At 71.7% G+C, this 26065-nt stretch carries 25 protein-coding genes and 5 tRNA genes; 21 read left to right on the forward strand and 9 right to left on the reverse strand.

Features of this window, described 5'->3' with window-relative positions; all coding sequences use genetic code 11:
- The first annotated feature begins 5 nt into the window (after positions 1-5).
- Complete coding sequence (locus tag RPQ07_RS30335; RefSeq protein WP_313947404.1) at positions 6-509, forward strand: GNAT family N-acetyltransferase; 504 nt, start codon at positions 6-8, stop codon at positions 507-509.
- A gap of 43 nt (positions 510-552) precedes the next feature.
- Here the strand turns inward: RPQ07_RS30335 and RPQ07_RS30340 are convergent, their stop codons facing one another.
- Positions 553-990: a hypothetical protein gene (locus tag RPQ07_RS30340; protein ID WP_313947405.1), complete on the reverse strand. Its 438-nt coding sequence runs from the start codon at positions 988-990 to the stop codon at positions 553-555.
- 2 nt (positions 991-992) lie between these two features.
- Positions 993-1352 carry a hypothetical protein gene (locus RPQ07_RS30345; RefSeq protein ID WP_313947406.1) on the reverse strand — a complete coding sequence of 120 codons (360 nt, stop codon included), beginning with the start codon at positions 1350-1352 and terminating at the stop codon, positions 993-995.
- Positions 1353-1421: 69 nt separating this feature from the next.
- Between RPQ07_RS30345 and RPQ07_RS30350 the strand changes: the two genes are divergently transcribed.
- The 10 genes from RPQ07_RS30350 (at position 1422) to RPQ07_RS30395 (ending at position 15342) form a co-directional block, all read left to right on the forward strand.
- Positions 1422-2069: an HAD family hydrolase gene (locus RPQ07_RS30350; protein WP_313947407.1), complete on the forward strand. Its 648-nt coding sequence runs from the start codon at positions 1422-1424 to the stop codon at positions 2067-2069.
- Between the two features lie 358 nt (positions 2070-2427).
- Positions 2428-3468 (forward strand): methionine ABC transporter ATP-binding protein, encoded by a 1041-nt coding sequence (locus tag RPQ07_RS30355; RefSeq protein ID WP_313947408.1) that lies wholly within the window; start codon positions 2428-2430, stop codon positions 3466-3468.
- Positions 3465-4196: a methionine ABC transporter permease gene (locus RPQ07_RS30360; RefSeq protein ID WP_313947409.1), complete on the forward strand. Its 732-nt coding sequence runs from the start codon at positions 3465-3467 to the stop codon at positions 4194-4196. The genes RPQ07_RS30355 and RPQ07_RS30360 overlap by 4 nt, the downstream gene beginning before the upstream one ends.
- A gap of 51 nt (positions 4197-4247) precedes the next feature.
- Positions 4248-5075: a MetQ/NlpA family ABC transporter substrate-binding protein gene (locus RPQ07_RS30365; protein ID WP_313947410.1), complete on the forward strand. Its 828-nt coding sequence runs from the start codon at positions 4248-4250 to the stop codon at positions 5073-5075.
- Positions 5076-5124: 49 nt separating this feature from the next.
- A complete protein-coding gene (locus RPQ07_RS30370) occupies positions 5125-5952 on the forward strand; it encodes a MetQ/NlpA family ABC transporter substrate-binding protein (protein WP_313947411.1) in 828 nt (275 codons plus the stop codon).
- A 257-nt stretch (positions 5953-6209) separates the two neighbouring features.
- Positions 6210-6845, forward strand: coding sequence for a GNAT family N-acetyltransferase (locus RPQ07_RS30375; protein ID WP_313947412.1), 636 nt, complete (start codon positions 6210-6212; stop codon positions 6843-6845).
- 121 nt (positions 6846-6966) lie between these two features.
- Positions 6967-8205: a precorrin-6y C5,15-methyltransferase (decarboxylating) subunit CbiE gene (gene cbiE / locus RPQ07_RS30380; protein ID WP_313947413.1), complete on the forward strand. Its 1239-nt coding sequence runs from the start codon at positions 6967-6969 to the stop codon at positions 8203-8205.
- 330 nt (positions 8206-8535) lie between these two features.
- Positions 8536-12084 carry a nicotinate-nucleotide--dimethylbenzimidazole phosphoribosyltransferase gene (cobT, locus tag RPQ07_RS30385; protein WP_313947414.1) on the forward strand — a complete coding sequence of 1183 codons (3549 nt, stop codon included), beginning with the start codon at positions 8536-8538 and terminating at the stop codon, positions 12082-12084.
- 1129 nt (positions 12085-13213) lie between these two features.
- Positions 13214-14470 (forward strand): uroporphyrinogen-III C-methyltransferase, encoded by a 1257-nt coding sequence (gene cobA / locus RPQ07_RS30390; protein ID WP_313947415.1) that lies wholly within the window; start codon positions 13214-13216, stop codon positions 14468-14470.
- A gap of 53 nt (positions 14471-14523) precedes the next feature.
- Positions 14524-15342 carry an RNA methyltransferase gene (locus RPQ07_RS30395; RefSeq protein ID WP_313947416.1) on the forward strand — a complete coding sequence of 273 codons (819 nt, stop codon included), beginning with the start codon at positions 14524-14526 and terminating at the stop codon, positions 15340-15342.
- 19 nt (positions 15343-15361) lie between these two features.
- Here RPQ07_RS30395 and RPQ07_RS30400 read toward each other — a convergent pair whose 3' ends face one another.
- A complete protein-coding gene (locus RPQ07_RS30400; protein ID WP_313947417.1) occupies positions 15362-16555 on the reverse strand; it encodes a serine/threonine-protein kinase in 1194 nt (397 codons plus the stop codon).
- Between the two features lie 286 nt (positions 16556-16841).
- On the opposite strand from RPQ07_RS30400, the gene RPQ07_RS30405 reads away from it, so the two are divergent.
- From RPQ07_RS30405 to RPQ07_RS37840, 6 genes are all read left to right on the forward strand, one after another.
- Positions 16842-17099, forward strand: coding sequence for a hypothetical protein (locus RPQ07_RS30405; RefSeq protein ID WP_313947418.1), 258 nt, complete (start codon positions 16842-16844; stop codon positions 17097-17099).
- Positions 17100-17286: 187 nt separating this feature from the next.
- A complete protein-coding gene (locus RPQ07_RS30410) occupies positions 17287-17493 on the forward strand; it encodes a hypothetical protein (RefSeq protein ID WP_313947419.1) in 207 nt (68 codons plus the stop codon).
- An 831-nt stretch (positions 17494-18324) separates the two neighbouring features.
- Positions 18325-19329, forward strand: a complete 1005-nt coding sequence (locus RPQ07_RS30415) for a phosphotransferase family protein (protein WP_313947420.1) — start codon at positions 18325-18327, stop codon at positions 19327-19329.
- A gap of 68 nt (positions 19330-19397) precedes the next feature.
- The gene (locus RPQ07_RS30420) at positions 19398-19694 is read left to right on the forward strand and encodes a zf-TFIIB domain-containing protein (RefSeq protein ID WP_313947421.1); all 297 of its coding nucleotides are present in this window, start codon (positions 19398-19400) and stop codon (positions 19692-19694) included.
- A gap of 253 nt (positions 19695-19947) precedes the next feature.
- Positions 19948-21300 (forward strand): OFA family MFS transporter, encoded by a 1353-nt coding sequence (locus RPQ07_RS30425; RefSeq protein ID WP_313947422.1) that lies wholly within the window; start codon positions 19948-19950, stop codon positions 21298-21300.
- On the forward strand, positions 21281-21397 hold the full coding sequence (locus RPQ07_RS37840; protein ID WP_413777795.1) for an MFS transporter small subunit: 117 nt from the start codon (positions 21281-21283) through the stop codon (positions 21395-21397). Before RPQ07_RS30425 ends, RPQ07_RS37840 begins: the two co-directional genes overlap by 20 nt.
- 61 nt (positions 21398-21458) lie before the next feature.
- Here the strand turns inward: RPQ07_RS37840 and RPQ07_RS30430 are convergent.
- The 5 genes from RPQ07_RS30430 to RPQ07_RS30450 all read right to left on the reverse strand — a co-directional run bounded on the left by RPQ07_RS30430 (position 21459) and on the right by RPQ07_RS30450 (position 21927).
- Positions 21459-21533, reverse strand: a tRNA-Val gene (locus RPQ07_RS30430).
- Positions 21534-21557: 24 nt separating this feature from the next.
- A tRNA-Val gene (locus tag RPQ07_RS30435) sits at positions 21558-21629 on the reverse strand.
- Positions 21630-21670: 41 nt separating this feature from the next.
- Positions 21671-21742: transfer RNA gene (locus RPQ07_RS30440), tRNA-Val, on the reverse strand.
- A 1-nt stretch (position 21743) separates the two neighbouring features.
- A tRNA-Cys gene (locus tag RPQ07_RS30445) sits at positions 21744-21817 on the reverse strand.
- A gap of 37 nt (positions 21818-21854) precedes the next feature.
- Positions 21855-21927, reverse strand: a tRNA-Gly gene (locus RPQ07_RS30450).
- Between the two features lie 142 nt (positions 21928-22069).
- On the opposite strand from RPQ07_RS30450, the gene RPQ07_RS30455 reads away from it, so the two are divergent.
- The 3 genes from RPQ07_RS30455 to RPQ07_RS30465 are packed head-to-tail and all read left to right on the forward strand — an operon-like array spanning position 22070 to position 24837.
- Positions 22070-23128, forward strand: a complete 1059-nt coding sequence (locus RPQ07_RS30455; protein ID WP_313947423.1) for a chorismate-binding protein — start codon at positions 22070-22072, stop codon at positions 23126-23128.
- Positions 23125-23955: an aminodeoxychorismate lyase gene (locus tag RPQ07_RS30460; protein ID WP_313947424.1), complete on the forward strand. Its 831-nt coding sequence runs from the start codon at positions 23125-23127 to the stop codon at positions 23953-23955. The genes RPQ07_RS30455 and RPQ07_RS30460 overlap by 4 nt, the downstream gene beginning before the upstream one ends.
- Before the next feature lie 42 nt (positions 23956-23997).
- A complete protein-coding gene (locus RPQ07_RS30465; RefSeq protein ID WP_313947425.1) occupies positions 23998-24837 on the forward strand; it encodes a GNAT family N-acetyltransferase in 840 nt (279 codons plus the stop codon).
- A 16-nt stretch (positions 24838-24853) separates the two neighbouring features.
- On the opposite strand, the gene RPQ07_RS30470 is transcribed toward RPQ07_RS30465, so the two are convergent.
- Positions 24854-25381, reverse strand: a complete 528-nt coding sequence (locus RPQ07_RS30470) for a DsbA family protein (RefSeq protein ID WP_313947426.1) — start codon at positions 25379-25381, stop codon at positions 24854-24856.
- A 168-nt stretch (positions 25382-25549) separates the two neighbouring features.
- Between RPQ07_RS30470 and RPQ07_RS30475 the strand changes: the two genes are divergently transcribed.
- Positions 25550-26002 (forward strand): hypothetical protein, encoded by a 453-nt coding sequence (locus RPQ07_RS30475; protein WP_313947427.1) that lies wholly within the window; start codon positions 25550-25552, stop codon positions 26000-26002.
- Positions 26003-26065: the final 63 nt, after the last annotated feature.

Here is a 26065-nt window from a genome sequence, read left to right on the forward strand (position 1 = left end):
CGCACATGGGCATGAGCGTGACCATCTCAGCGGCGAGAGCACAGGACGCGGAGCAGATCCTCAAGCTGCAGTATCTGTGCTACCAGGCCGAGGCCGAGCTCTACGGGGACTACGGCATCGAGCCTCTCACCCAGTCACTCGACGATCTGCGGGCCGAGATCGACCAGGGCCACGCCCTGGTGGCCAGGCTCGGTGACGAGGTGATCGCCTCCGTGCGCGGCCGGGTCGACGAGGAGGGGACGGCCCGGATCGCCAAACTCATCGTGCACCCGCGGATGCAGCGCCACGGTCTCGGCGGCCGGCTGCTCGACGCGATCGAGAAGGGCTTCGCCGCGGAGCCCGCGGCCAAGCGCTTCCAGCTGTTCACCGGCCACCGCAGCGAGAGCAACCTCCGGCTCTACCGCAGCCGCGGATATGTACAGGTCTCCAGCGAGCAGGTGGGCCCGAGACTCACGCTGGTCACGCTCCAGAAGGAAGCGGCCGCACGGGAGTTCGTCGCCAGCGCATAGTGCCCGGGCAGCCCGCGTAGGCCGTGTCCGCGGCGGACACTCCCTACGTGGGCTGCCTGCGTGAGCGGCGCAGCCACAGCATGCCGGTGACCGGCAGCAGCACCGGGATGAAGAGATAGCCCATGCCGTACTCCGACCAGACCGTCGAGTCGGGGAAGGCGGACGGATCCAGCACCGTCCAGGTACCGACGATCAGGACACCCGCGAGCTCGGCGGCGCAGCACACCAGCGCCGCCCTGCGGGCCTTCTCCCCGCCGCGGACCAGGGTGTAGGTGATGAACGCGTACACCACGGCGGCGACGGCGGAGAGCACGTGCGCCAGCGGGGCGCTGCCGAAGTCGGTGAGGATCTGGTAGACCGAGCGCGACACCGCGCCGACCGACATCACTCCGTACAGCCACACCAGCAGCAGTCCGGGGCCCTGGACCAGCGTGGTCCGCTCCTGCCGGCCGCTCTTCTCGCCGGTGACGGGCTCGGCCATCGTCAGCCTCCCCAGATGTCGTAGAGCCGTACTTCGAGTACCGCGAGGACCACGGCCCCGGCCGCGACGGTCGCCGACCCCCAGCGGGTCCGCTCCGTCAGTGACAGGAACCCGGCGGCCGGGACCGAGAGGAACGAGCCGATGAGATACGCGACGAAGATCGTGTTGCCCTCGTGCGCCTCCTGCCCGCGCGCCAGTTGCACGATGCCCACCACCAGCTGCGCCAGCGCGAGGACGGTCACCACGGCCATGCCGATGAAGTGCCAGTCCTTGGTCGGCTGATCGCGATAGGCGGCGAAGCCGCACCAGGCGGCGAGAGCGAGCGCGGTCACGGCGACCGCGACCGTCAGGGCGTCAAGCATGGCCCGAGCGTATTACGGGCCAAAAGGCCCGATGCGAGCGGCCCCGGTGCGCCCCGTAGGGTCGGGAGCATGAAGATCCCCGCCGAAGCCCTGCTGTTCGACAACGACGGAACCCTCGTCTCCTCGATGGAGTCGGTGTACCGCTGCTGGACCCGTTGGGCGCGGGAGTACGGCATCACCGCGGAGGACTTCGCCCGCGTCGAGCTGCACGGCCGTCCCGCCGTGGAGATAGCCGCCGACCTGCTGCCCGCCGCGGTGGTCCCCGAGGCCGTGGCCCGTATCGAGCAGCTGGAGGTCGAGGACGTCGCCGGGGGAGTCGTGCTCCTGCCCGGCACCGCCGAACTCCTGGACAGCCTGCCCGCCGACCGCTGGGCGGTCGTCACTTCCGCGACGCGGCGGCTGGCCGAGGCGCGGCTCGAAGAGGTCGGCATCCGGCCCAAGAACCTCATCGCCGCGGACGACATCACCCGGGGCAAGCCGGACCCGGAGCCCTTCCTGCTCGGCGCGCGCCGGCTCGGGGTGCGGCCGGAGGGTTGTGTGGTCTTCGAGGACGCCCCGGCGGGACTGACCGCGGGGCGGGCCGCAGGCATGCGAACCGTGGCCTTGACCACAACGCACGCGGCGACCGAGCTGCTGGCCGATGTCGTCGTCCGTGACCTCTCGGCGGTGTCTGCGCAGGTCAGCGGGGCCGGCCTGGAGATCACCGCAGCGGAGTGACTCCGTCCATTTTCCGTATCAGGGCTGTCCGCTATTCGGACGGCTGTGATCGTCCGGTGTGACGGTCTGGTTTACTTGCCGCCATGACCACGACGAGCAGCCGCACCCTTGCGACCGAGGCGATCACGACGCCCGGTGCTCGTTGTATGTGTCGAATGTGCGCCTTCTGAGGGCCCCTGCCGTTGTTTCGCGCCCCGAAGTGAGACCGCAGACACCGCGTCCATAGCCATGGACCACGCCTGCCCCCGCGCACTTTTCCCGTTCCGTGCTCCGGAACGAATCCGTGCCGCTTTCCGAATGTGAATGCCCCGTGCCCGGCGACACCCCTGCCGTGCACTCGACAGTGACGGATATCCCTGTGATCACCACTACGGGCCTGACCAAGGTCTACCGCTCGCGAGGACGCGAGGTCACCGCCCTGGACGGCGTCGATCTCCACGTCGAGGAGGGCGAGGTGTACGGCGTCATCGGCCAGAGCGGCGCCGGCAAGTCCTCGCTCATCCGCTGCGTGAACCTCCTGGAACGTCCCACCGCCGGCACCGTGACCGTGGCCGGTAAGGACCTCACCGCTCTCGCCGGCCGCGGACCGCGGGCGGGCAAGCAGCTGCGCGAAGCCCGCAGCCGTATCGGCATGGTCTTCCAGCACTTCAACCTGCTGTCCTCGCGCACCGTGCAGGACAACGTGGAACTGCCGCTGGAGATCCTCGGCATCTCCGGCCGGGAACGCTCCCGCAAGGCGCTCGAACTCCTCGACCTCGTCGGCCTCGCCGACAAGGCCAAGGCCTACCCGAGCCAGCTCTCGGGCGGCCAGAAGCAGCGGGTCGGCATCGCCCGGGCCCTCGCCGGCGACCCCAAGGTGCTGCTCTCCGACGAGGCCACCAGCGCGCTCGACCCGGAGACCACCCGCTCCATCCTCCATCTGCTGCGCGACCTCAACCGCCAGCTGGGACTGACGGTCCTGCTCATCACGCACGAGATGGACGTCGTCAAGACGGTCTGCGACTCCGCGGCCCTGATGGAACAGGGCCGCATCATCGAGTCCGGCACCGTCAGCGAGCTGCTCGCCACCCCGGGCTCCGAGCTGGCCGCCGCGCTCTTCCCGGTCAGCGGCGACGCCTCGGGCCTCGACCGCACGGTCGTCGACGTCACCTTCCACGGTGAGGCCGCCACCCGTCCGGTGATCTCGCAGCTCTCCCGTACGTACAACATCGACATCTCGATCCTCGGCGCCGCGATGGACACGGTCGCTGGCCGGCAGGTCGGCCGGATGCGGATCGAGCTGCCCGGCCGGTTCGAGGAGAACGTCGTACCGATCGGATTCCTGCGCGAGCAGGGACTCCAGGTCGAGGTGGCCGACGAGGCCGTTACGGGCGAGCTTGTGAAGGACGGTGCCAAGTGACCTGGTCGGAGATGCAGCCCCTGCTGGAGCAGGCCTGTTGGGACACCCTCTACATGGTGGGCTGGTCCACCCTCATCGCCGTCGTCGGCGGACTGCCGCTCGGTGTCGTCCTCGTCCTCACGGACCGCGGCGGCCTGCTCAGCAGCTCCCTGCTGAACAAGGTGATCGGCCAGATCGTGAACGTCACGCGCTCGATGCCGTTCATCATCCTCATGGTCGCGCTGATGCCCTTCACCAAGGCGCTGACCGGCACCACCATCGGCCGGGAGGGCGCCATCGTGCCCCTGGCGATCGGTGCCATCCCGTTCTTCGCCCGGCTCGTGGAGACCGCCGTCCGCGAGGTCGACGGAGGACTGGTCGAGGCCGTGCAGTCGATGGGCGGCAGCACCTGGACGGTCGTCCGCAAGGTGCTGGTGCCCGAGTCGCTGCCGTCGCTGATCTCCAGCGCCACCACGACGATCGTCGCGCTCATCGGCTACTCGGCGATGGCCGGAACGGTCGGCGCGGGCGGACTCGGCGACATCGCCATCCGCTACGGCTACCAGCGCTTCGAGACCGAACTGATGTGGATCACGGTGGCCATCCTCGCCGTCGTCATCTCCCTCATCCAGTTCGCCGGCGACTACGCGGCCCGCGGTCTGCACCAGCGCGGACGCGGCAGCTCGGCGCCCCGGCTGCGGATCCTCAAGCCCGCCACCGCGACCGCGGAACCCACCAAGACTTCCTGACCCCCCATGACCCCACCAGGGTCGTACCACCCATGGAGAAAGGCACTTTTCGTGCGTAACACCGCCAAGATCACCACCGCCGTCCTGGCCGCCGGAGCCCTCACCCTCGGGCTCTCCGGCTGCGGCTCCGACTCCGGTTCCTCCGCCGACGCCGACGCTCCGCTCGTCGTCGCCGCGAGCTCCGTCCCGCACGCCGAGATCCTGAACTACGTCAAGGACAACCTCGCGGCGAAGGACGGCCTCAAGCTGGAGGTCAAGGAGTTCACCGACTACGTGACGCCGAACACGGCCACCGAGAGCGGTGAGGTGGGTGCCAACTACTTCCAGCACAAGCCGTACCTCGACGACTTCAACAAGAAGAACGGCACGCACATCGTGCCCGTCGCCACGGTGCACCTGGAGCCCCTCGGCCTGTACTCCAACAAGGTCAAGAAGATCGCCGACCTGAAGAACGGCGCCACGGTCGCGCTGCCGAACGACACCACCAACGAGGCGCGCGCCCTCAAGCTGCTCGCCCTCAACGGCGTCATCAAGCTCAAGGCCGGCGCGGGCAACGACGCGACGCCCAAGGACATCGCCGAGAACCCCAAGAAGATCCAGTTCAAGGAGATCGAGGCCGCCCAGGTGCCGCGCTCGCTCGACGACGTCGACGCCGCCGTGATCAACGGCAACTACGCCGTGGAGTCCAAGCTCAGCCCCAAGGACGACTCCCTCGTCCTCGAGTCCGCCAAGGGCAATCCGTACGGCAACTTCCTCGCGGTCAAGAAGGGCAACGAGAAGGACCCGCGCGTGGTGAAGCTCGCCAAGCTGCTGAAGTCGCCCGAGGTGAAGAAGTTCATCGAGGACACGTACGAGGGCTCCGTGGTCCCGGCCGTCTGACCGGCCCGGACGACCACCACAGCCCGTACGACACGACAGGGAGCACACCATGCGCAAGCGGGCCATCGCGGCCGTCGCCGCGACCGGGGCACTCGCCCTGGCGCTGACGGCGTGCGGTTCGGGACCGGGCAAGGGCGGCGGTGACGCGAAGACCCTCGTCGTCGGCGCCACCGCCGTGCCGGCCGGTGAGGTACTCGACTTCATCGCCAAGGACCTCGCCGAGAAGGAGGGCCTGGACCTCCAGGTCAAGGAGTTCACGGACTACGTCCTGCCCAACACCGCACTCGCGGAAGGGCAGCTGGACGCGAACCTGTACCAGAACGCCCCGTTCCTGGAGAACTTCAACACGACGAAGGGCACCGACCTCGTCCCCGTCACCGAGGCCTATCTGCCTCCGATGGGGGTGTACGCCGAGAAGCTCGACGACATCGCCGAGCTGCCCGCGGGTGCGACCGTCGCCGTGCCGAACGAGACCACCAACGAGGGCCGGGCGCTCCTGCTGCTGGCCTCCCAGGGGGTCATCACGCTCAAGGAGGGGGCCGGCGTCACCGCCGACCCCGCGGACATCACGTCCAATCCGAAGAAGCTGAAGTTCAAGGAACTGGAGCCGGCGCAGCTGCCGCGTGTCCTCGGTGACGTGGACGCGGCGGTGATCAACAGCAACTACGCGCTCGACGCGGGGCTCGACCCCAAGAAGGACGCCGTGCTGCTGGAGAGCGCCGAGGGCAACGAGTACGCCAACGTCCTCGCCGTGAAGAAGGGCGACGAGGACGATCCGCGGGTGAAGAAGCTCGTCACGCTGCTGCACTCGCCCGAGGTGAAGAAGTTCATCCAGGACACCTACAAGGGCTCCGTCCTGCCGGCCGCCGCGGGCTAGACCCCGGGCCGTGCACGCGAGCCCGGCAAGAACCGATCGAGAGGCCCTGGGCCCCCGGCTCGGGCCCGCGAGCCCGGCACGATCCGGAAGCCGGGCTTCGGGCCGTCGCGGTCCCGCGGGCTCCGCACTTCCCTCACGGGGGTGCGGGGCCCGTCGGCATTCCCGCCCCCTGCTCAAGTCCGGGACCCTGTGGTGCAGTTCCGGCGCGTCATGCTGCATGCTGGGCTTTTCAGCAGGCCCCTGGTTACGGAGCGCGCATGACTACCACCTTCCCGGACGTGTCCATCAGCACGGAGCGGTTGGTGCTGCGCCCCTTCGAAGAGGCCGACATCCCGGCGCTCACCGAGATGATGAACGACGAGATGGTCACGGCCTGGACGTCCGTGCCCCAGCCGTACACCACGACGGACGCCGAGCGCTGGGTGCGCAGGATCGCTCCTTCTGAACGTACACAAGGCCGCGGGATCGCCCTGGCCGTCACCGAATTCCTCACTCAGCGGCTCGTCGGCATGGTGCACCTGCGGAACACCGACTGGCGCACACTCGCCACCGAGGTCGCCTATGTCACCGCCCCCTGGGCGCGCGGCGAGGGATACGCCACCGAATCCGTCCTGGCCATGGCCCAGTGGCTGTTCCGTGTACAGCGCTTCGAACGCATGGAACTGCGCACCCCCGCCGACAACACCGCCTCCCAGCAGGTCGCCCAGAAGATCGGCTGCATCAGCGAGGGTGTCCTGCGGAACGCCTGGATAGCGCGGACACAGACGGCCGACGGCGGCTGGGCCGACATCCGCACCGACCTGATCGTCTGGAGCCTGCTGTCCGAGGACCTCGAAGGCGTCACGGACCAGCTGGCGGACTCCGGCTACGCATCGTTCACCGACTGGAACTGACCGCCGACTGGAACTGCCCGGGCCCCGGCTGATTCAGTGAGTGCGTACCCCAGGTAGCCTCGGCGTGCCCGTACGGGCACGCCCTGCACCACCTGCGACACCACCAGGGAGACTGACGACGATGGCCGACCGCGTCACGGTGATCGGCTGGGACGGTTCGCCCCTCACCGCCGCGGCCAGGTCCGCCCTCTCCGCCGCCACGCTGGTGGCCGGGGCGGCCCACCATCTCGCGCTCCCGGAGGTGCCACGGGACGCCGAGCGCATCCGGCTCGGCAGTGTCGACCTCGCCGCCAGGCGGATCGCGGTCCACCGTGGCAGCGCCGTCGTCCTCGCCGACGGCGACCCGGGCTTCTTCGGCGTCGTCCGCACCCTGCGGGCCCCCGAGCACGGCCTGGAGGTCGAGGTCGTGCCCGGCGTCTCCTCCGTCGCCACCGCCTTCGCCCGCGCGGGGATGCCCTGGGACGACGCCCAGGTGGTCGTCGCCCACAGCCGTACCCTGCGACGCGCCGTCAACGTCTGCCGCGCACACACCAAGGTCGCCGTCCTCACCTCCCCGGGCGCGGGCCCCGCCGAGCTCGCCCTCCTGCTGGAAGGCGTCCACCGCACCTTCGTCATCTGCGAGGAGCTGGGCACCGACCGCGAGCAGGTCACCGTCCTCACCTCCGACAAGGCCGCCGACCACGTGTGGCGCGACCCCAACGTCGTGATCGTCATCGGCGGCACGGGCAGCACCACCGTCCAGGGCAGCGGCTGGATCGCGGGCCGCGAGCCCGGCTATCCGTCCGGGACGCGCGGCTGGGCGCTGCCCACCGAGTCCTACGCGCAGGACGGCGACGAGCGGGAGAGCGGAGGCGAGGGGGAGTCGGAGCAGCTGCGCGCCGCCCAACTGGCCCGCCTCGGGCCCCGTGTCGGCGACCTCGTCTGGGACATCGGCTGCGGCAGCGGCGCCCTCGCCGCCGAGGCGGCCCGCTTCGGTGCCGCGGTGATCGCCGTCGACGCCGACGCGCGCAACTGCGCCCGTACCGACGCTGCCGCACGCGGCGCCGGCGTCCAGATGCAGATCGTGAACGCCCAGGCACCCCATGTGCTGGAGCGGCTGCCCGAACCCGATGTCGTACGGATCGGGGGCGGCGGGGTCCCCGTCGTCACCGCCTGCGCCGACCGGCGGCCGGAACGCATCGTCACCCACGCGTCGACCCGTGACGAGGCCGAGGCGATCGGCGAGGCACTCGCCGCCGGCGGATACATCGTCGAATGCGCGCTCCTCCAGAGCGTCGAACTGGACCCCGAGGGCTGGGCGGAGCGCGAACGGTCCGTCGTCTTCCTGCTCTCCGGACGGCAGCCCGACCGCGCCCACTGACCCGCCGCCGAGGGCCGCGGGGTAGGCTGGCCGATCGTTGTACCGCGCCCGGACGTTCGTCGCTTCGTTCGTCAATGTCCGGAAAATGGGGTCGCTTTGGCTCCGGTATGTGGTACGTCGGAACCGGGGGACGCGCAACGTGGCGCAGCCCACAGCGGACCGTGCCGGATCTCCGTGCCATGGCCGCGAACGGCCGCGAGAATGCTGTGAGTCCGTGGGGCATCGTGCCGCGCGGCGCACCCGCTCGTTCTTGTTGACGGGCGTCAGGTGCGCGGCGCCGGGCGCCCCGGGCGACGGGGAAGGATCACAAGCGATGGGCGAGGGGTATGCATGACTGACACCGGCCAGATCCCGGGCGAGGGAATGCCCGAGAACGCGGGCGTGGTGGAGCAGCCGGGCATCCCCGGTGCGTACACCTTCCAGGACCCGTCCGAGACCCATTCCGAAGAGGACGATCTGCTGCTCATGCCGGGGGCGCAGGGCGCGTGGAGCGACCCGCAGTCCGTGCCGGCCGCACCGACGCACCACGGCGCGACGGGCCATGCGCCGGCGCCGGTGGCCGAGCAGTTCGCCGCCCCCGCGCACCGGATGACCCAGGCGCCGTTGGCCGAGCACTACGCCTCCGACCAGCCGATGGCCGAGTACGGCAGCGCCCCGCAGGCGGGAGGCGCCTTCGCCGCTCCGACGGATCTGGGCAGCCCGGGCTTCGACGCCCCGGCGGATCCGGGAACCCCCGGCTTCTCCGGCGCTCCCGACCACGCGGTGACGGGCATACAGCCCGCCGCCGGTCCGGGGCAGGGTCTCGGCCCGGTGGCCTCGGCGCAGCAGTCCGCCCTCGCCGAGAACTTCCAGGCGGCGTTCGGGGGCGAGCCGGCTGCGGGCCTGTACGAGGCCGCGGAGAACGGGCAGGCGAACGCACACGACAGCACGCGTGGGGCGGCTTCCCACGAGGCCGCTTCCCAGACGGCGGTTCACGAAGCCGCGGCGCGTGCTGCCGTCGAGCACGAAACCGGTGCGCACGAGGCCGGAGGCCGTCACTCGGGCTCCGTCGACCTCCGAGGCGTCCGCATCCCGCCGTCGTCCGCGACCCCGACGCCTCCGCCGGCGCGGCGTCCGTTGCACATGGGCCCGCCGATGCCCGACACCTCCGGCGGTGTCGTCCGCTCCCTGGCCGACCGCGGTCCCGCGGGCATGCCTCCGCACCCCCTGACCGTGCAGAACAATCCCGGACCGGCCACCACGGGCCCGGAGTACCTGGACATTCCGCGGGACGAGAACGGCGCCCCGCTGCCGGGTCCGCAGCTGGGGGAGATCCCGCCGCAGGCGGGGGCGCCCTGGAACCCGCAGCCGCAGGTTCCCCAGCCCCAGGCCCCGCAGCTCCGGACCCCGGATCCGGTACCAGCAGAAACGGTCGTCCCGGAGCCCTCGCCTGTCACAGCGGACGCCTCTGTCACACCGGTCGCGACGGAAGCGCCGGTGGCGGAGATGCCGGTGGCGGAAGCGCCGGTGACGGAAATGCCGGTGGCGGAGATGCCGGTGGCGGAAGCGCCGGTGGCGGAAACGCCGGTACCGGAGCAGGAGGCGGAGCAGCAGCCCGAAGCGCTGCCCGAGCCCGCGCCGGAGCAGTCGTCCGAGGGACACTTCGTGCCGGTCGAGGGCTCGCTGCCCGACGATCAGCACCTGGCGCCCACGCCGGTCGCCGTCGTCCCGGAACAGGCGGCCGAGCCGGAGCCGGTCGCGACACCGGAGGTCGTGGTGGAGGAGCCTGTCTCCGCGTCGCCGGAGGCCCTCCATGAGGCGCCTGAGGCCGAGGTGGGGACCGTGTCCGTACCCGCGCAGGCGGAACCGGTCGACGAGGTTCCGTCCGCCGAGCCCGTGGCGGCGATCGAGCACCCGGCGGAGCCCGAAGCAGAGGTGGAGGCCGACGCCGGGGTCATGGTGCCCGCGCCGCGCGAGGCCTCGGAGCACGTCGTCGTCCAGCACGCGGAAGAGGTGACCGACGCCGCGCCGGAGCCCGAGCCCGTGCCGGAGCCGGACGCCGAGGCCGTACAGGAGTCCCAGCCCATGTCCGTCCAGGACCCCGCGGCCGAGCCCGTACCGGAGGAGACCCTTCCGGTCGCCGGGCCCGAACCGGTCGCCGCCGACAACGGGCCCGCGCCCGGTTACGACGACGCCGAGCGCGAGGCCGTACTGCGCGTGATGCGCGAGCGCCGGGACATCCGCAACGGCTTCCGTTCCGACCCCATCCCGCACGAGGTGCTGCTGCGCGTCCTGGAGGCCGCGCACACCGCGCCCAGCGTGGGTCACTCGCAGCCGTGGGACTTCGTCGTCATCCGTTCCGCCGAGACCCGGCGTTCGATGCACGAACTCGCCCAGCGCCAGCGTGAGGCGTACGCCAAGTCGCTGCCGAAGGGCCGGGCCAAGCAGTTCAAGGAACTGAAGATCGAGGCGATCCTCGACACCCCGGTCAACATCGTCGTCACCGCCGACCCGACGCGCGGGGGACGCCACACGCTCGGCCGTCACACGCAGCCGCAGATGGCGCCGTATTCCTCGGCCCTCGCGGTCGAGAACCTCTGGCTCGCGGCCCGCGCGGAAGGGCTCGGTGTCGGCTGGGTCAGCTTCTTCGACGAGCGTGAGATGGTGCGCGCGCTCGGACTGCCCGAACACCTCGAAGTCGTGGCGTACCTGTGCGTCGGTTACGTCGACGAGTTCCCGGAGGAGCCCGAGCTGATGCAGGCGGGCTGGTCCAAGCGCCGGCCGCTGTCGTGGGTCGTCCACGAGGAGACGTACGGCCGCCGCGCCCTGCCCGGCGAGGACCCGCACGATCTGCTCCAGGAGACCGTCACCAACATCCGCCCGCTGGACGCCAAGGCGCTCGGCGAGGCGTGGGAGCGCCAGAAGCGGATGACGAAGCCGGCCGGAGCGCTCGGCATGCTGGAGATCATCTCCGCGCAGCTGAGCGGACTCTCCCGGATGTGCCCGCCGCCGATCCCCGAGCCCGCGGCCGTCGCGATCTTCGCCGGAGACCACGGGGTGCACGCGCAGGGGGTCACGGCCTGGCCCCAGGAGGTGACCGGCCAGATGGTCGCGAACTTCCTCGGCGGGGGAGCGGTCTGCAACGCCTTCGCCAACCAGGTCGGCGCCGAGGTCTGCGTCGTGGACGTCGGAGTCGCCTCCGACCTGCCCGCGACGCCCGGACTGCTGCCGCGCAAGGTGCGCGCCGGCACGGCGGACTTCACCACCGGCCCTGCGCTGACCCGTGAGGAAGTCCTCGCGGCGGTCGAGGTCGGCATCGAGACGGCGCGGGACCTGGTCGCGGCGGGCAACAAGGCGCTGCTCACCGGCGAGATGGGCATCGCCAACACGACGGTGTCGGCGGCGCTGATCTCCGTCTACACCGGCATCGACCCGGGCGAGATCACGGGCCGCGGCACGGGCATCAACGACGAGATGCACGCGCGCAAGGTCGACGTCGTCCGCCGCGCGCTGGACCTCCACGCGCCGGACCCCGCGGACCCGATCGGCGTCCTGTCCGCGGTCGGCGGCCTGGAGCACGCGGCTCTGGTCGGCTTCATCCTGGGTGGCGCGTCACTGCGTACGCCGGTGGTGCTGGACGGCGTCTCGGCGGGAGCGGCGGCCCTGGTCGCCCGCGCCGTCGCACCCGAGGCACTGGCGGCCTGCATCGCGGGCCACCGCAGCGCGGAACCGGGCCACGTGGCAGCCCTCAACAAGCTGGGCCTGCGCCCCCTGGTCGACCTGGACCTCCGCCTCGGCGAGGGCACGGGCGCACTGCTGGCACTGCCGGTGGTGCAGAGCGCGGCAAGGGCGATGCACGAGGTGGCGACGTTCGACTCGGCGGGCGTGACGGAGAAGTAGCGAAAGCGGGCGGGCCCGGGCCGGGCCCTTGGGCTTGGCCGGTCCCGCCTGCTGGGGCGACGGGGCGGCAGAGGGCGGATGCCGGCCGCCCCGCGGGCCCGGAACGGACCCGCAGGGCGGCGCGTGCCTGCGGGGCCGGTTGTCTGCCGCCTGGGCCGGACCTGTCTGCCGGCGCGGGTGTCGCACGCGTCCCGGTCTGTCTGCGCCCGTGCTCAGGGCCGGTCCCGCCTGCGGGCGCGACGAACGGCAGAGGACGGCTGCCGGCCGCCTTGCGAGCCGGAACCGGACCCGCGTGCCGATGCGAGCGGTGGGCGTCGGCCCGGGGGCGCGCGCCTGCGGGGCTGGTTGTCTGTCGTCCCGTCGCAAGGGAACTCGCGGTCCCGGTCTGTCGGCGCTCGTGCTCAGGGCCGGGCCCGCCTGCTGGGGCGGCTGCCGGCCGCCTTGCGGGCGCGGACCGGGCCCCGCGTGCCGATGCGCGCCTGCGGGGCCGGTTGTCTGCCGCCCGGGCCGGACCTGTCTGCCGGCGGGGGTGTCGCACACGGTCCCGGTCCGTCGGCGCCCGTGCTCAGGGCCGGGCCCGCCTGTGGGCGCGACGGCAGCGGCGCTGCCCGGATCGCCGCGGGGCGCTCCGCCGGCTGCCTGCCGTTTCCGGGCGGTCCGGTTGTCAGCCACCCCGGGCTGGTTGGCCGCCGAGAAACGGGTCAGTGCCTCTCACCTCGTCCGCGATGTCGGTGGGTCGGGTTGCTCGCTGCGCTCGCGGAAGCGGGGCGGGTGGGGGCGACGGCCGCTCACCGTGCCCGGTGTCCCGGTCCGCCCGCCGGCCGCGCGGGGCCGCTAGCACCCCTCGGAGTACGGCGGCTGCTCGCCACCTCCGCGGGCCCGGCCCGCCAGCCGGCCCCCGCGCTCGCGCGAAGCCGGCACCGCCTGCCGGCGCGACGACGCCGGCGCCATGGCGCGGCAACTGCTTGCCGCACCGCCCACCCGCAACCCGGGTCTCGGCCGACGTCACAACCCAGCCGCGCCGCCCGCCCGGGCACCCTCTCGCCGCCCCCCGATATCGTGGCCCCACCAGCCGCTTCATCGTCGCAGCGGACCGCACCTCCGTACGGTACGAGGAGTCCCCACCGCCATGGCCGAGCAAGCGCACGCGCCCGAGCACCCCGCCTACCCCGTCGGGCTCCGCCTCTCGGGGCGACGCGTCGTCGTCGTCGGTGGCGGGCAGGTCGCCCAGCGCCGGCTCCCCGCGCTGATCGCCGCCGGTGCGGACATCCTGCTCGTCTCGCCCTCCGCGACGCCCTCCGTCGAGGCCATGGCCGCGTCCGGCGAGATCCGCTGGGAGCAGCGCCGGTACGCCGACGGGGATCTCTCCGACGCCTGGTACGTCCTCATCGCCACCGCCGACGCCGAGGCCAACGCACAGGCCTCCGCCGAGGCCGAGCGCACCCGCACCTGGTGCGTGCGGTCCGACGACGCCGGTGCCGCGACCGCCTGGACCCCCGCGACCGGACGGTCGGAGGGTGTGACGGTCGCCGTCCTCACCGGCCGTGACCCGCGCCGCTCCGCCGCCGTACGCGACGCCATCGTCGAAGGACTGCGCGACGGCACCCTCGCCGCCCCGCACCACCGCACCAGGACCCCGGGCGTCGCTCTCGTCGGCGGCGGTCCGGGCGACCCGGACCTCATCACCGTCCGCGGCCGCCGGCTCCTCGCCGAGGCCGATGTCGTCATCGCCGACCGTCTCGGCCCCCGCGACCTTCTCGACGAACTGCCGCCGCACGTCGAGGTGATCGACGCCGCGAAGATCCCCTACGGCCGCTACATGGCCCAGGAGGCCATCAACAACGCCCTGATCGAGCACGCCAAGGCGGGCAAGGCCGTCGTACGGCTCAAGGGCGGCGACCCCTTCGTGTTCGGCCGCGGCATGGAGGAGGCCGAGGCGCTCGCCCAGGCCGGTATCCCGTGCACCGTCGTCCCCGGGATCTCCAGCTCGATCAGCGTGCCCGGAGCCGTCGGCATCCCGGTCACCCACCGCGGTGTGGCCCATGAGTTCACCGTCGTCAGCGGCCATGTCGCCCCGGACGATGACCGTTCGCTGGTCGACTGGCCGGCACTCGCCAGGCTGCGCGGCACCCTCGTCGTCCTGATGGGCGTCGACAAGATCGGCGCGATCGCCCAGACGCTGACGGCCAACGGCCGTGACCCGCACACTCCCGTCGCCCTGATCCAGGAGGGCACGACGGCCGCCGAACGCCGTGTCGACGCGACCCTCGCCACCGTCGCGGAGACGGTCGTGGCCGAGGACGTACGTCCGCCGGCCGTCATCGTCATCGGCGAGGTCGTCACCGTCGGCCCGCGGAACCCCCAGCACCCGCGTAACCCCCAGTAACCGACTCCTGCCCAGGCGTTGGCACCACCACCAGGAGAAGGCAGTATCACCCTGTGGCCGATCTCATCACTGTCGAGGACCCCGACGACCCGCGTCTGCGCGACTACACGGGGCTGACCGACGTCGAGCTGCGACGCAAGCGCGAGCCCGCCGAAGGCCTGTTCATCGCCGAGGGCGAGAAGGTGATCAGACGGGCCAAGGACGCCGGCTACGAGATGCGCTCCATGCTGCTTTCCGCCAAGTGGGTCGACGTCATGCGCGATGTCATCGACGAACTCCCGGCACCCGTTTACGCGGTCAGCCCCGAGCTCGCCGAACGCGTCACCGGCTACCACGTGCACCGCGGCGCTCTCGCGTCCATGCAGCGCAAGCCCCTCCCGACGGCCGACGAACTGCTCCGGACCACCCGCAGGGTCGTGGTGATGGAGTCCGTCAACGACCACACCAACATCGGCGCGATCTTCCGCAGCGCCGCCGCCCTCGGGATGGACGCGGTCCTGCTCTCCCCGGATTGCGCGGACCCGCTCTACCGCCGGTCCGTGAAGGTCTCCATGGGTGCGGTCTTCTCCGTCCCGTACGCCCGTCTCGACGCCTGGCCCAAGGGACTTGACGCCGTACGGGAGGCGGGCTTCAAGCTTCTCGCCCTCACCCCCGACGAGAAGGCCGCGACGATCGACGAGGCCGCACCGCACCGGCTGGAACGGGTGGCGCTGATGCTCGGGGCCGAGGGCGACGGCCTGTCCACCCAGGCGCTGGTCGCCGCGGACGAGTGGGTGCGCATCCCGATGGCCCATGGCGTCGACTCGCTGAACGTCGGCGCGGCCGCAGCGGTGGCGTTCTACGCGGTGGCGACGGGCCGCCCGGGAGCCTGAACCACCCCCGGGGCCCGGGTCACAACTGCTGGGCGGCGGCGATGCCCAGCGCGACGATCAGCGTCACGACGAAGAAGACGATGATCCGCTGCCGCAACAGCCTCGGGTTGGCCGGCCGCCGCCCCCCCGACGTCGTCCGCCCTCCGGGCCGGGTGCCCTGCCGTCCCTGAGGGCGGGAGTTGCGCGGCTGCTGCGGGCGCGAACCCCCGGTGCGCGACGGCTGCGGCCGCGACCCCGAACCCCCCGTACGCCGCTCCGGCCGCTCACCGCGCTCCGGCCGTTCGGGCCGCTCCATGCGCTCCGTACGCTCGAGGCGTTCCGGGTAGCGGGACGTCGGCCGGTCCGCCTCGATGCGTTCGCGCTGGGCCGGCGGCCGCGCCTCCGGCAGCCCCTGGGCCTCCCGCGCCGCGATCTCCTTGAGCCGCATCGAGAGCTGCAGGGTGCTCGGGCGCTCCTCCGGGTCCTTGGCCAGACAGGCGCTCAGCAGCGGGGCGAGCGAGTCGGGTACGCCGTGCAGATGCGGTTCCTCGTGCACGACGCGGTACAGCATCACCTCGGAACCGCCGTGCCCGAAAGGGGAGTCCGCGGTCGCCGCGTAGGCGAGGGTCGCCCCCAGCGCGAACACGTCCGTGGCCGGGGTGACCGCCACCCCCCGTACCTGCTCGGGGGCGAGGAAGCCGGGAGAGCCGACCGCCGTACCCACGTGCGTCAGCGTGCTCGCGCCGGTCGCCCAGGCGATGCCGAAGTCGATGATGCGCGGGCCCTTGGGCGACAGCAGGATGTTCGACGGCTTCAGATCCCGGTGCACGACACCGGCCTCGTGCACCGCCACCAGGCCCTCGGCGAGCGCCGCCCCGACCGAGGCGACCTCGGAGGCCGCGAGGATGCCCTCCTCGGCGACCTTGTCGTGCAGCGAGGGGCCGGGAACGTACTGCGTGGCGAACCACGGCCGTTCCGCCTCCAGATCGGCCGCCACCAGCCGCGCCGTACAGCCGCCGCGGATCCGCCGGGCGGCGGACACCTCACGGGCGAACCGCGATCTGAACTCCTGATCCTCCGCCAGATCCGGCCGGATCACCTTCAGCGCGACCCGCTGGCCCCGGCGGTCCGAACCGAGATAGACGACGCCCATCCCGCCCGCGCCGAGCCGCCGGTGAAGCCTGAACGAGCCGACGACACGCGGATCCTCGCGCCGGAGCCGCATCATCGCCATGTCCGTCCCCTACCTACGGTGGGGGAGACCCCACCCCTGCCTGGCGGTGGGAGGAGCCCCACCTCTGCCCAGCGGGCGGGAGGCCCCGCCCCGCTGCCCGGTCGTCCGTCTGACGTGGCACAGCTTACGGATCCCCGCCCCGGTGCGCTCATAGGCCGCGCCCTCGCGGCCCGATCGATTGTCAGTGCCGGGTGGGAAACTTGAAGAGTGGTCAGGGGACGCCGGATCCATGTCGCTTGGCCCGTGCGAGATCTCAACGGTCCGTCGCAGAAGGGGGATTGGATCTATGAAGGGTGACCGCGTGGAGATAGTGGTGGACGCGGGTGACACGACGCGGACGTACGAAGTCGTGGCAAGCCGGGCGGGTCGCCGGGTGGAGACGGCGGTGCGCAGAGGCGTGGTGGAAGTGAGCGAAGTCACCCGCAACGGAACCGTGGTCCGGACGGCCCGCTTCATGGCCACCCGAGTCCTCGCTCTGGTGGAGCAGCCGGTCCCCCGGGAGGACGCCTCGGAGGGTCCCCTCCGGGAAGACCCCAAGGCCTAGAGCGGCATCTCCACCCTGGGGAGTACGCCGGGGGGTGACGGCTCATCCTCCGGGAGGCCCGGCAATCGGTACGCGGGCATGACGCCCGGGGCCCGCGAGATCCCTAATGTTGTTGTCAAGCGGCGGGTGCAGCACTCGTCCCCCGAGGTCAGGCACCCGCCGCTTACAGACGAACAGGAGAGGAACCATGGCGGACACGGCATCGCGGACCATGATCCGCACGCAGGGACGCAGGGCATACGCCGCGTTCGGCGGCCGCGCGTCCGGCCGGCGACACCCCTTGGTGGCGACGGCGATGGTTCTTCCTCTGGCGGCACTGCTGGTGGTCGCCTTCGGCGGCTGGGAAGCAGTGGTCACACAAGCGTCGTCCGTGGGCGTGATGCTGGGGCGCTGACCAGCGCCCCGGACCCGGAAGAGCGGTCCGGGTCGGGGACATCCGGCCAAAACCCCGTGGGGACGGGGGTGCGGCGGACGGCAGCAATGGCCGGTCAGCTGGGGAGCTGACCGGCCATCGCGCATTGTCCGCGCGGGTCTTCTTGTGCGGGTTCTTGTGGTGCGGGGCTTGGTGCGGGTGCTTGTCCGGTGCGGGGTCTTGTGGTGCGCCCCTGTTGTGGTGCGGGTTCTTGTGGTGCGGCTGCGCTGGCCCGGTGGGTGGGTGCGGGGTTCGGGTTCTCCGGAGGGGGGTGTCCGGACTGCTTTCTCACCGCGCTTCGCGCGAGTTGCTGAAGCTTTGACGTCCGGACACCCCCCTCCTGCGCCCCCGCCCCCCTCCCGCCGTCCCCGCGACCCTCCGTGAACAGGGGTGCACTGCGAAGGTGCTGCCGCTGAGGGGCGTACCGCCCTGGTGGAGTTCAGGGACGGGGACGTGCAGGGGTCGTGTCCGGGACGTCAAAGCGCCCGCAACTCGCGCGAAGCGCGGTGAGGACCGCAGTCCCGGACATGACCCCGGAACGGCACCGGGACAGCAGCCGCACAACCGGCCGCGCCACAACCACCTGACGGCCGAGCCGCAGGAACCCGAGCCGAACAGGCGCTGAGCCACAAGGGCCCGAGCCGAACAAGGGCTGAGCCACAAGCACCCGGGCCCGAGCCACACGCACCCGCACCGAACAAGGGGCTGAGCCACAAGAACCCCGGCGAACAACACCACGCGGCTCAGCCACCACCGCCCAGACCCCGCAACCGCCCCCGTAGGGTGAACGCCCAGCACACCCCCGGGGGAACCATGTCCGTCGTCAACGAGCTCGCTCGCACCGCCCGCAGCGCCGCCCATCTCCCCGGCGCCCGCCGCCCCTGCCCCGCCTGCCGACGCGACGAGGACGAGTCCGTGCTCGCGGACCGCGACGACGGTGCCGTCGTCCGCCACGGCGAGGCCGTCGCCAAGGCTCACGCCCCCGGTACGGACCCGAACGGCCACCGCGCCCGCCTCGCCGTGGCGTCGGATCCCCTCCTCGCGGGGATCCTCCTGCCGCCCCTCCCGCTGGACGCACCGGACGTGCACGGCAGACCGGTCACTGCGTGGCCGTACGGCGCCCCCGTGGACCCGGAGGACCCCGACGCCGCCCCCTGGGAGGAGGCGGCGGTCCTGCTCGCGCGCCTGCACCGGGTGGACGTCGCAGCGCTCCCCGGCCCGCTGCCGCCCATGCGCGGCCCCGCCAAGGTCGCCCGGGCCCTCGCGCGGATGGAGTCGGTGGCGGGGGAGCACCCCGCCGCGGCTGTCGTCCGCCGCGCCTGGGACCGACTGCCGGCCTGGGCCCGCGACGTGACCGCGTCCCCCCGCGACGTGACCCCGTCCCCCCGCGAAGACACCGCCACCCCCCGCGACGCGCTCTGTCACGGCGACCTCCACCTCGGCCAGCTCGTCCGCCACCCCGCCCCGTCCGGCCCCTGGCTGCTGATAGACGTCGACGATCTCGGCGTGGGGGACCCCGCGTGGGATCTCGCCCGGCCCGCCGCCTGGTACGCCGCCGGCCTGCTGGCCCCGCAGATCTGGCAGCGCTTCCTCGGCGCGTACATCGCCGAACAGGGACCGGCCGTCCCCGTGGACGGCGACCCGTGGCCTCAACTCGACGTCCCCGCCCGGGCGCTCACCGTCCAGACCGCCGCGCTCTCGCTGGCCAGAGCGATCGCGGAGAAGCGCGAAACGGACGAGGTCGATCAGATGATGATCGATGCGTGTGCTCGAATAGTCGACCTCCCGCCCGAGTTGGAGTTCGAGCCTCCGTCGTAGGCTGAAGTCCTTGTCACCGGGCATGCATCCGGCGACGTCGACCGAACGGCGAGGAGCTGAAGCAGACCATGCAGTGTCCCAAGTGCCATGCAGCGATGCACACGTACAACCGCAACGGCGTCCAGATAGAGCAGTGCAGCGGCTGCCGGGGAATCTTCCTCGACTACGGCGAGCTCGAGTCCCTCACGCGTCTCGAGTCCCAGTGGCAGCAGCAGGCCCCGCCCCCGCAGGGGTACCCGGCGGCCCCGGCCCCGCAGGCGTACCCCGCCCCTCCGGCGCCCGCCTGGGGCGCCCCGCATCACGGCGGGCACCACGGTGGTCATCACCGGCAGAAGGGCTTCGGCCGGATGCTGTTCTCCTCCTGACCGCTTTCGTGCCCGCGGTCGGTCTTCTCCTACCGACGGGCGCGACGACGGCCGCGGCACCCGCGGGCCCGGGCTCCCCGTCCGGGCCCGCACCACCCGCACCACCCGCACCGCCCGCACCGCCTCCTGCAGCGCGCGCAGCGCCTCCCGCGCCGCCCGCATCACCGCCCGCACCACGCCCCGCGTATATCGTCGACAAAAAAGGTGCCCTCGGCATCTAGTCATGAGCATGATCGCTCTCTAGGGTGCCGCCATGACCTTCCTCGACAGGTCCCGCACCGTCGCACCCCCCGGCTGGAGCCGCTGGCTCGTTCCCCCCGCCGCTCTCTCGGTCCACCTCTCCATCGGACAGGCCTACGCCTGGAGCGTGTTCAAGCCCGCGCTCGAGTCGTCCCTCGATCTGTCCGGCACCGCCAGCGCCCTCCCCTTCCAACTCGGCATCGTGATGCTCGGCCTCTCCGCGGCCTTCGGCGGCACGCTCGTCGAACGCAACGGCCCGCGCTGGGCCATGTTCGTCTCCCTGATCTGCTTCTCCTCCGGCTTCCTGATCGCCGCCCTCGGCGCCGCGACCCGCCAGTACTGGCTTGTCGTCTTCGGCTACGGCTTCATCGGCGGCATCGGTCTCGGTATCGGCTACATCTCCCCGGTGTCGACGCTCATCAAGTGGTTCCCGGACCGCCCGGGCATGGCCACCGGCATCGCCATCATGGGCTTCGGCGGCGGAGCGCTGATCGCCTCGCCCTGGTCCACGCAGATGCTGGATTCCTTCGGCACGGACAACACCGGCATCGCCTCGGCGTTCCTCGTCCACGGCCTGGCGTACGCGGCGTTCATGTCGCTGGGCGTCATGCTCGTCCGTGTCCCGCCCGACGGATGGAAACCGGAGGGCTGGGAACCCAAGGAGCACTCCGGCACGCTGATCACCACGGCCCATGTGTCGGCCGACAACGCCCTGCGCACACCGCAGTTCTGGTGCCTGTGGGTGGTTCTGTGCATGAACGTCACCGCAGGCATCGGCATCCTGGAGAAGGCCGCGCCGATGATCACGGACTTCTTCGCCGACACCCCGGCCGCCGTGACCGCCTCCGCGGCGGCGGGCTTCGTCGCCCTGCTCTCCCTCGCGAACATGACCGGCCGCATCCTGTGGTCCTCCACCTCGGACCTCATCGGCCGGAAGAACATCTACCGCGTCTACCTCGGCGTCGGCGCGCTGATGTACTTCGCCATCGTGCAGCTCGGCAACGACTCCAAGCCGCTCTTCGTCGTCTGCGCGCTGGTCATCCTGTCGTTCTACGGTGGTGGGTTCGCCACGATCCCCGCGTATCTGAAGGATCTCTTCGGCACCTATCAAGTGGGTGCCATCCATGGCCGGCTGCTCACCGCCTGGTCCACCGCGGGAGTCCTCGGACCGCTGATCGTCAACTGGGTCGCGGACGCACAGGAGTCGGCGGGCCGCACCGGCCCCAGCCTCTACACCGCGTCGCTGTACATCATGATCGGGCTGCTGGCCGTCGGCTTCGTCGCCAACGAGCTCGTACGGCCGGTCGACGCGCGCTTCCACGAGCCGCGGAAGGAAGGGGCGGTCCATGAACAGCAGCAGGCGTAAGGCGCTCGGCGTCGCGGTCTGGCTCTGGGTCGCCGTGCCCTTCGGCTACGGCCTCTACGAGCTGATCCGCAAAGCCACCCAGCTCTTCACGGGGTAGCCGGCGGCCGGACCCGCCGACGACAGAACCCCCGGCCGTCGAGACGGCCGGGGGTTCTGGCTGGTGCGCGATACTGGGATTGAACCAGTGACCTCTTCCGTGTCAGGGAAGCGCTCTCCCGCTGAGCTAATCGCGCGGGACGATCATGCGTGGTACTGCGTGCGCGATACTGGGATTGAACCAGTGACCTCTTCCGTGTCAGGGAAGCGCTCTCCCGCTGAGCTAATCGCGCGGGTCCCATGTCTGAAGACCGGGAAGATCCTTACGGATCAGTGGACGATACTGGGATTGAACCAGTGACCTCTTCCGTGTCAGGGAAGCGCTCTCCCGCTGAGCTAATCGTCCTTGGAGGTGGAGACGGGATTTGAACCCGTGTAGACGGCTTTGCAGGCCGTTGCCTCGCCTCTCGGCCACTCCACCAGGAGTGCAGGGGCTTCGGGAAAGATCCCCCACTTCGAGCGGACGACGAGATTCGAACTCGCGACCCTCACCTTGGCAAGGTGATGCTCTACCAACTGAGCCACGTCCGCTTGTTTCCGGATCACTGACGTGTCCCGGCGACGTGTTGAACTCTAGCGGATTACTGGTCCAGCACAAAAACGCGTTTCCGCAGCGTGCTGACGTGTGTTCGGGCCGCAGCAGCACATCCGCACCGGTCATAGACTCGCAGACGTGCACGACCTCGCTCCTCTGGCCCGCTTCGGGCGACTCATCGCCACGGACCTCCGGGATGTCACCAGCGACCCCGAAGCCCTCGACTCCGCCGGCTTCTGGGCCGTCGTCGCGGACTTCGAGGGCGCTCTGACCTGCGCGCGCTTCGGTGACGTACGGACGGAGCCGGTGCCCGCGCCGGTCCCCGGGCAGTGGCGCGGTCCCGCCGCGGACGACTGGACCTCGTCGCTGGACCGCGCCGGATACACCGCCGGAGTCCGGCGCATCCGCGAGCACATCGCGGCCGGCGAGGTGTATCAGGCCAATCTCTGCCGGATCCTGTCGGCGCCGCTGCCCGACCCGGCCGCAGCCGATGTCGACGCCCTGACCGCACTCCTCGCGCGGGGCAACCCGGCTCCCTTTGCTGGGACGATTCGGCTGCCCGGCCACGGCGTGGAGATCGCCACCGCCTCGCCCGAGCTCTATCTGCGGCGCGACGGCGCCGTGGTCGAGTCGGGGCCGATCAAGGGCACCGGCCGGACCCCCGAGGACCTGCTGGAGAAGGACCACGCCGAGAACGTCATGATCGTCGACCTCGTGCGCAACGACCTCGGCCGCGTCTGCGCCACCGGCACCGTCTCCGTCCCGGCGCTCTGCGAGATCGAGGCCCACCCGGGGCTCGTGCATCTCGTCTCGACCGTACGCGGCGAGCTCGGGCCGAAGGACGGCTGGCAGGCGTTGCTGGAGGCGACCTTCCCGCCCGGCTCGGTGACCGGAGCCCCCAAGTCCAGTGCGCTGAAGATCATCGACGCGCTGGAGACCGCACCGCGGGGGCCGTACTGCGGAGGGGTCGGCTGGGTCGACGCCGACCGGGGAACCGGTGAGCTGGCAGTCGGCATACGGACGTTCTGGATCGACCGGACCCCGCCCGGCGGCCCGGTCCTGCGGTTCGGCACCGGTGCGGGTATCACCTGGGGTTCCGACCCCGAACGCGAGTGGGACGAGACCGAACTCAAGGCGTCGCGCCTGCTCGCGGTAGCGTCGGGGGCGTACGTGACCGGCGGAAGGACAGTGGGATGAAGCTCTGGCTCAACGGAGGACTGCGGGACGCCGACGAGGCGCGGGTCTCGGTGTTCGACCACGGTCTCACCGTCGGCGACGGCATCTTCGAGACGGTCAAGGCCGTCCACGGGCAGCCCTTCGCGCTCACGCTCCACCTCGAACGGATGAGCCGCTCCGCCGCCGGTCTCGGTCTTCCCGAGCCGGACCACGACGAGGTGCGCCGCGCCTGCGCCGCCGTGCTGGACGCCAACCCGATGGCGCTCGGCCGGCTGCGCATCACCTACACCGGCGGCGTCTCACCCCTCGGCTCCGACCGTGGCACCGCCGGCCCGACGCTGGTCGTCGCCCTCGGTGAGACCAAGCGCCGCAAGGACACGACCGCCGTGATCACCGTGCCCTGGACGCGCAACGAGCGTGGCGCGCTGACGGGCCTCAAGACCACCTCGTACGCGGAGAACGTCGTCGCGCTCGCCCGCGCGTCCGAGCACGGCGCGTCCGAGGCGCTGTTCGCCAACACGGTCGGACAGCTCTGCGAGGGCACCGGGTCCAACGTCTTCGTCGTCGTCGACGGAGAGCTGCACACCCCGCCCGTGGCCTCCGGCTGTCTGGCGGGCATCACCCGCGCCCTGACGGCCGACTGGACCGGTGCCAAGGAGACGGACCTGCCGTTCGACGTGCTGGAGCGGGCCGAGGAGGTCTTCCTCACGTCCACGCTGCGCGACGTCCAGGCCGTTCACCGGGTCGACGGACGCGAGCTCACGGACGCCCCCGGCCCGGTCACCGCGAAGGCCATGCGGGTGTTCGCGGAGCGTGCGGCGGCCGATCTCGATCCGAAGGCTCCGTAAAACCCCGTGACGGACGGCCGCCGGGCAGGTAGAACACCCCTGATGACCACCACCCTGCGGCCGACCGGGCCGTTGCAGCACGAGGCGGACGGCGCCCAGTCGCGGACCTTCGTGGTCTGCGTCAACAGCCGTCCCGTCGGTTCCGTCGAGATCGCCACCCTGCCCGCGCTCGGGCCGAGGGCGGGAACCGTCCGCTCGCTCGGCATCGACGATGCGGACCGGCGCCGCGGTCGCGGCACGGTTGCCGCGCTCGCCGCCGAGGAAGTCCTGCGGGGCTGGGGCTGCTCGCAGGTGACGGTGTCCGTACCGCCGGAAGCGGTCGAGGCCACCCGGCTGACCGCCGCCCTCGGCTACACCGAGCGCAGCCGCAACATGCTCAAGACCCTCGCCGCCGAGCCGCCCGCGCTTCCCGAGGGCGTCGAGGCACGGCCCATGACCGAGCCGGAGTTCCGTACCTGGTGGGACGTTCAGCACGAGGACTACGTCACCAGCTGGTCGGAGCGCGGCCTGACGGTCGCCGAGGCGCGCGCCAAGGCCGACGCCGACCGGCACAGAAGCCTGCCCGAGGGCCTCGCCACACCGGGTGTGCGCCTGGAGGTCCTCGTCCGGCAGGGCGAGGTCGTCGGCCATCTGTTCGTCGGACGGCGCGAGGTGCGTCCCGGCGAGGAGGGCGCGTACGTGTACGACGTGGCCGTGGCCGAGGCCCACCGCGGTCAGGGCCACGGACGTTCACTCATGCTGCGCGCCGAGCAGGGCGCGCTGGAGTCCGGCGCGCGGCTGCTCGGACTGCACGTCTTCGCCGGCAACGCCCCGGCGCTCGGTCTCTACACCTCGCTCGGCTACGAGACGACAGGCGTCAACTTCACCAAGCCGCTGCTGTAGCCGGCCGGGACACTTCCTAGGCGGCGCCCGAGGATTGCGTGGCGAGGAGCCGGTCGACGATCTCCTCGACGCGTGCGCGCAGCCCCTCCTGGCTCTTGCCGCCGTCGAGCCGCTCGCCGCCGACGACATACGTCGGGGTGCCCGTCACACCGATCGCCTTGCCCTCGGCCTGGTCGGCGTCGACGATGAGGATGTGCCGGCCGTCGATGAGCGCGGTGTCGAACTCCTCGGCGTCCAGGCCCAGTTCACGTGCGGTCTCGACGAGGAAGGCCTCACCCTCACGGCCGAGGCGTCCCACGTGGGCGAGTACGGCTTCCGTGTACGGCCAGCCCTGCCCCTGCTCGGCGGCCTCCTCGGCGGCCTGGGCGGCGGCGAAGGCGTACGCATGCTTCTCCAGGGGGAAGTGCCGCAGCCGCAGTTCCAGCCGGTCGCCGTAGCGCTCGCGCAGGGCCCGCAGATCGTCGAGGGAGCTGCGGCAGTCGGGGCACTGGAGCTCGCACCAGACGTCCAGGACGACGGGGCGGGCGGTGGTGGAGTCGCTCATGGGGTCCAGTCTCCCAGCCCGCCGCGGCACCACCCAACCGGGACCTGGGGAGGAGCCCGCCCCGGAGATCTCCCTGAGGTCGCACCCGACCGTGGCCGCTTTGCCGCCGTGCGGTGCAGGATGGAGGGGGACGTAACCGCCCATGCCCGCCGAAGCCTGGAGGACCGGATGATTGCCGAGACCATTTGCTCCGCGGTGTCCGCGGCGGGCCTGGGCATCGCCGCCATCACGGCGTACCGCAAGCGATTCCTCGCGGCCACCAGGATCGCCGCCTACTCGCTGGTCCCCATCGGGCTGGTGCTGACCGGTGCCGTCGAGTGGGCCGTCGACACCGCCTTCAGCCTCACCGCCTGGATCGGCTTCGGGCTGCTGGGCGCCGCCTGGCTGCTGTTCCTGACGACCCGCGCCGTCGAACGGCGCTCGGGCGGCACCCGTAAGGAGCGCAAGGCGGCCAGGGCCGCGGCCCAGCGCGAGGCCGTCGCACCCGCGGCGTCCGCGCCCTCTCTGGGGCAGGGTGCCACCCCGGCGGCCCGCCCCTCGGCGAAGAAGCCCAAGGAGGCGGCCGGCACCGGCGAGGACTTCAGCGACATCGAGGCGATCCTGAAGAAGCACGGCATCTGAGCACGGCATCTGAACCGGTGCCGCGCGCCGGAACACGGGCCGGCCGGGGACCGCGTCCCGCGG

It is taken from the genome of Streptomyces sp. AM8-1-1, assembly GCF_032229325.1.
GTDB classification, from domain to species: Bacteria; Actinomycetota; Actinomycetes; order Streptomycetales; family Streptomycetaceae; genus Streptomyces; species Streptomyces achmelvichensis.

What these genes read in the sequence shown, in the direction of transcription:
- RPQ07_RS30465 (WP_313947425.1), top strand. Translation starts at nt 23,998, where the DNA reads ATGACCACCACCCTGCGGCCGACCGGGCCGTTGCAGCACGAGGCGGAC.
- RPQ07_RS30425 (WP_313947422.1), top strand. Translation starts at nt 19,948, where the DNA reads ATGACCTTCCTCGACAGGTCCCGCACCGTCGCACCCCCCGGCTGGAGC.
- RPQ07_RS30475 (WP_313947427.1), top strand. Translation starts at nt 25,550, where the DNA reads ATGATTGCCGAGACCATTTGCTCCGCGGTGTCCGCGGCGGGCCTGGGC.
- cbiE (WP_313947413.1), top strand. Translation starts at nt 6,967, where the DNA reads ATGGCCGACCGCGTCACGGTGATCGGCTGGGACGGTTCGCCCCTCACC.
- RPQ07_RS30350 (WP_313947407.1), top strand. Translation starts at nt 1,422, where the DNA reads ATGAAGATCCCCGCCGAAGCCCTGCTGTTCGACAACGACGGAACCCTC.
- RPQ07_RS30345 (WP_313947406.1), bottom strand. Translation starts at nt 1,352, where the DNA reads ATGCTTGACGCCCTGACGGTCGCGGTCGCCGTGACCGCGCTCGCTCTC.
- cobT (WP_313947414.1), top strand. Translation starts at nt 8,536, where the DNA reads ATGACTGACACCGGCCAGATCCCGGGCGAGGGAATGCCCGAGAACGCG.
- cobA (WP_313947415.1), top strand. Translation starts at nt 13,214, where the DNA reads ATGGCCGAGCAAGCGCACGCGCCCGAGCACCCCGCCTACCCCGTCGGG.
- RPQ07_RS30460 (WP_313947424.1), top strand. Translation starts at nt 23,125, where the DNA reads ATGAAGCTCTGGCTCAACGGAGGACTGCGGGACGCCGACGAGGCGCGG.
- RPQ07_RS30375 (WP_313947412.1), top strand. Translation starts at nt 6,210, where the DNA reads ATGACTACCACCTTCCCGGACGTGTCCATCAGCACGGAGCGGTTGGTG.
- RPQ07_RS30370 (WP_313947411.1), top strand. Translation starts at nt 5,125, where the DNA reads ATGCGCAAGCGGGCCATCGCGGCCGTCGCCGCGACCGGGGCACTCGCC.
- RPQ07_RS30420 (WP_313947421.1), top strand. Translation starts at nt 19,398, where the DNA reads ATGCAGTGTCCCAAGTGCCATGCAGCGATGCACACGTACAACCGCAAC.
- RPQ07_RS30405 (WP_313947418.1), top strand. Translation starts at nt 16,842, where the DNA reads ATGAAGGGTGACCGCGTGGAGATAGTGGTGGACGCGGGTGACACGACG.
- RPQ07_RS30410 (WP_313947419.1), top strand. Translation starts at nt 17,287, where the DNA reads ATGGCGGACACGGCATCGCGGACCATGATCCGCACGCAGGGACGCAGG.
- RPQ07_RS30400 (WP_313947417.1), bottom strand. Translation starts at nt 16,555, where the DNA reads ATGGCGATGATGCGGCTCCGGCGCGAGGATCCGCGTGTCGTCGGCTCG.
- RPQ07_RS30470 (WP_313947426.1), bottom strand. Translation starts at nt 25,381, where the DNA reads ATGAGCGACTCCACCACCGCCCGCCCCGTCGTCCTGGACGTCTGGTGC.
- RPQ07_RS37840 (WP_413777795.1), top strand. Translation starts at nt 21,281, where the DNA reads ATGAACAGCAGCAGGCGTAAGGCGCTCGGCGTCGCGGTCTGGCTCTGG.
- RPQ07_RS30340 (WP_313947405.1), bottom strand. Translation starts at nt 990, where the DNA reads ATGGCCGAGCCCGTCACCGGCGAGAAGAGCGGCCGGCAGGAGCGGACC.
- RPQ07_RS30415 (WP_313947420.1), top strand. Translation starts at nt 18,325, where the DNA reads ATGTCCGTCGTCAACGAGCTCGCTCGCACCGCCCGCAGCGCCGCCCAT.
- RPQ07_RS30335 (WP_313947404.1), top strand. Translation starts at nt 6, where the DNA reads ATGGGCATGAGCGTGACCATCTCAGCGGCGAGAGCACAGGACGCGGAG.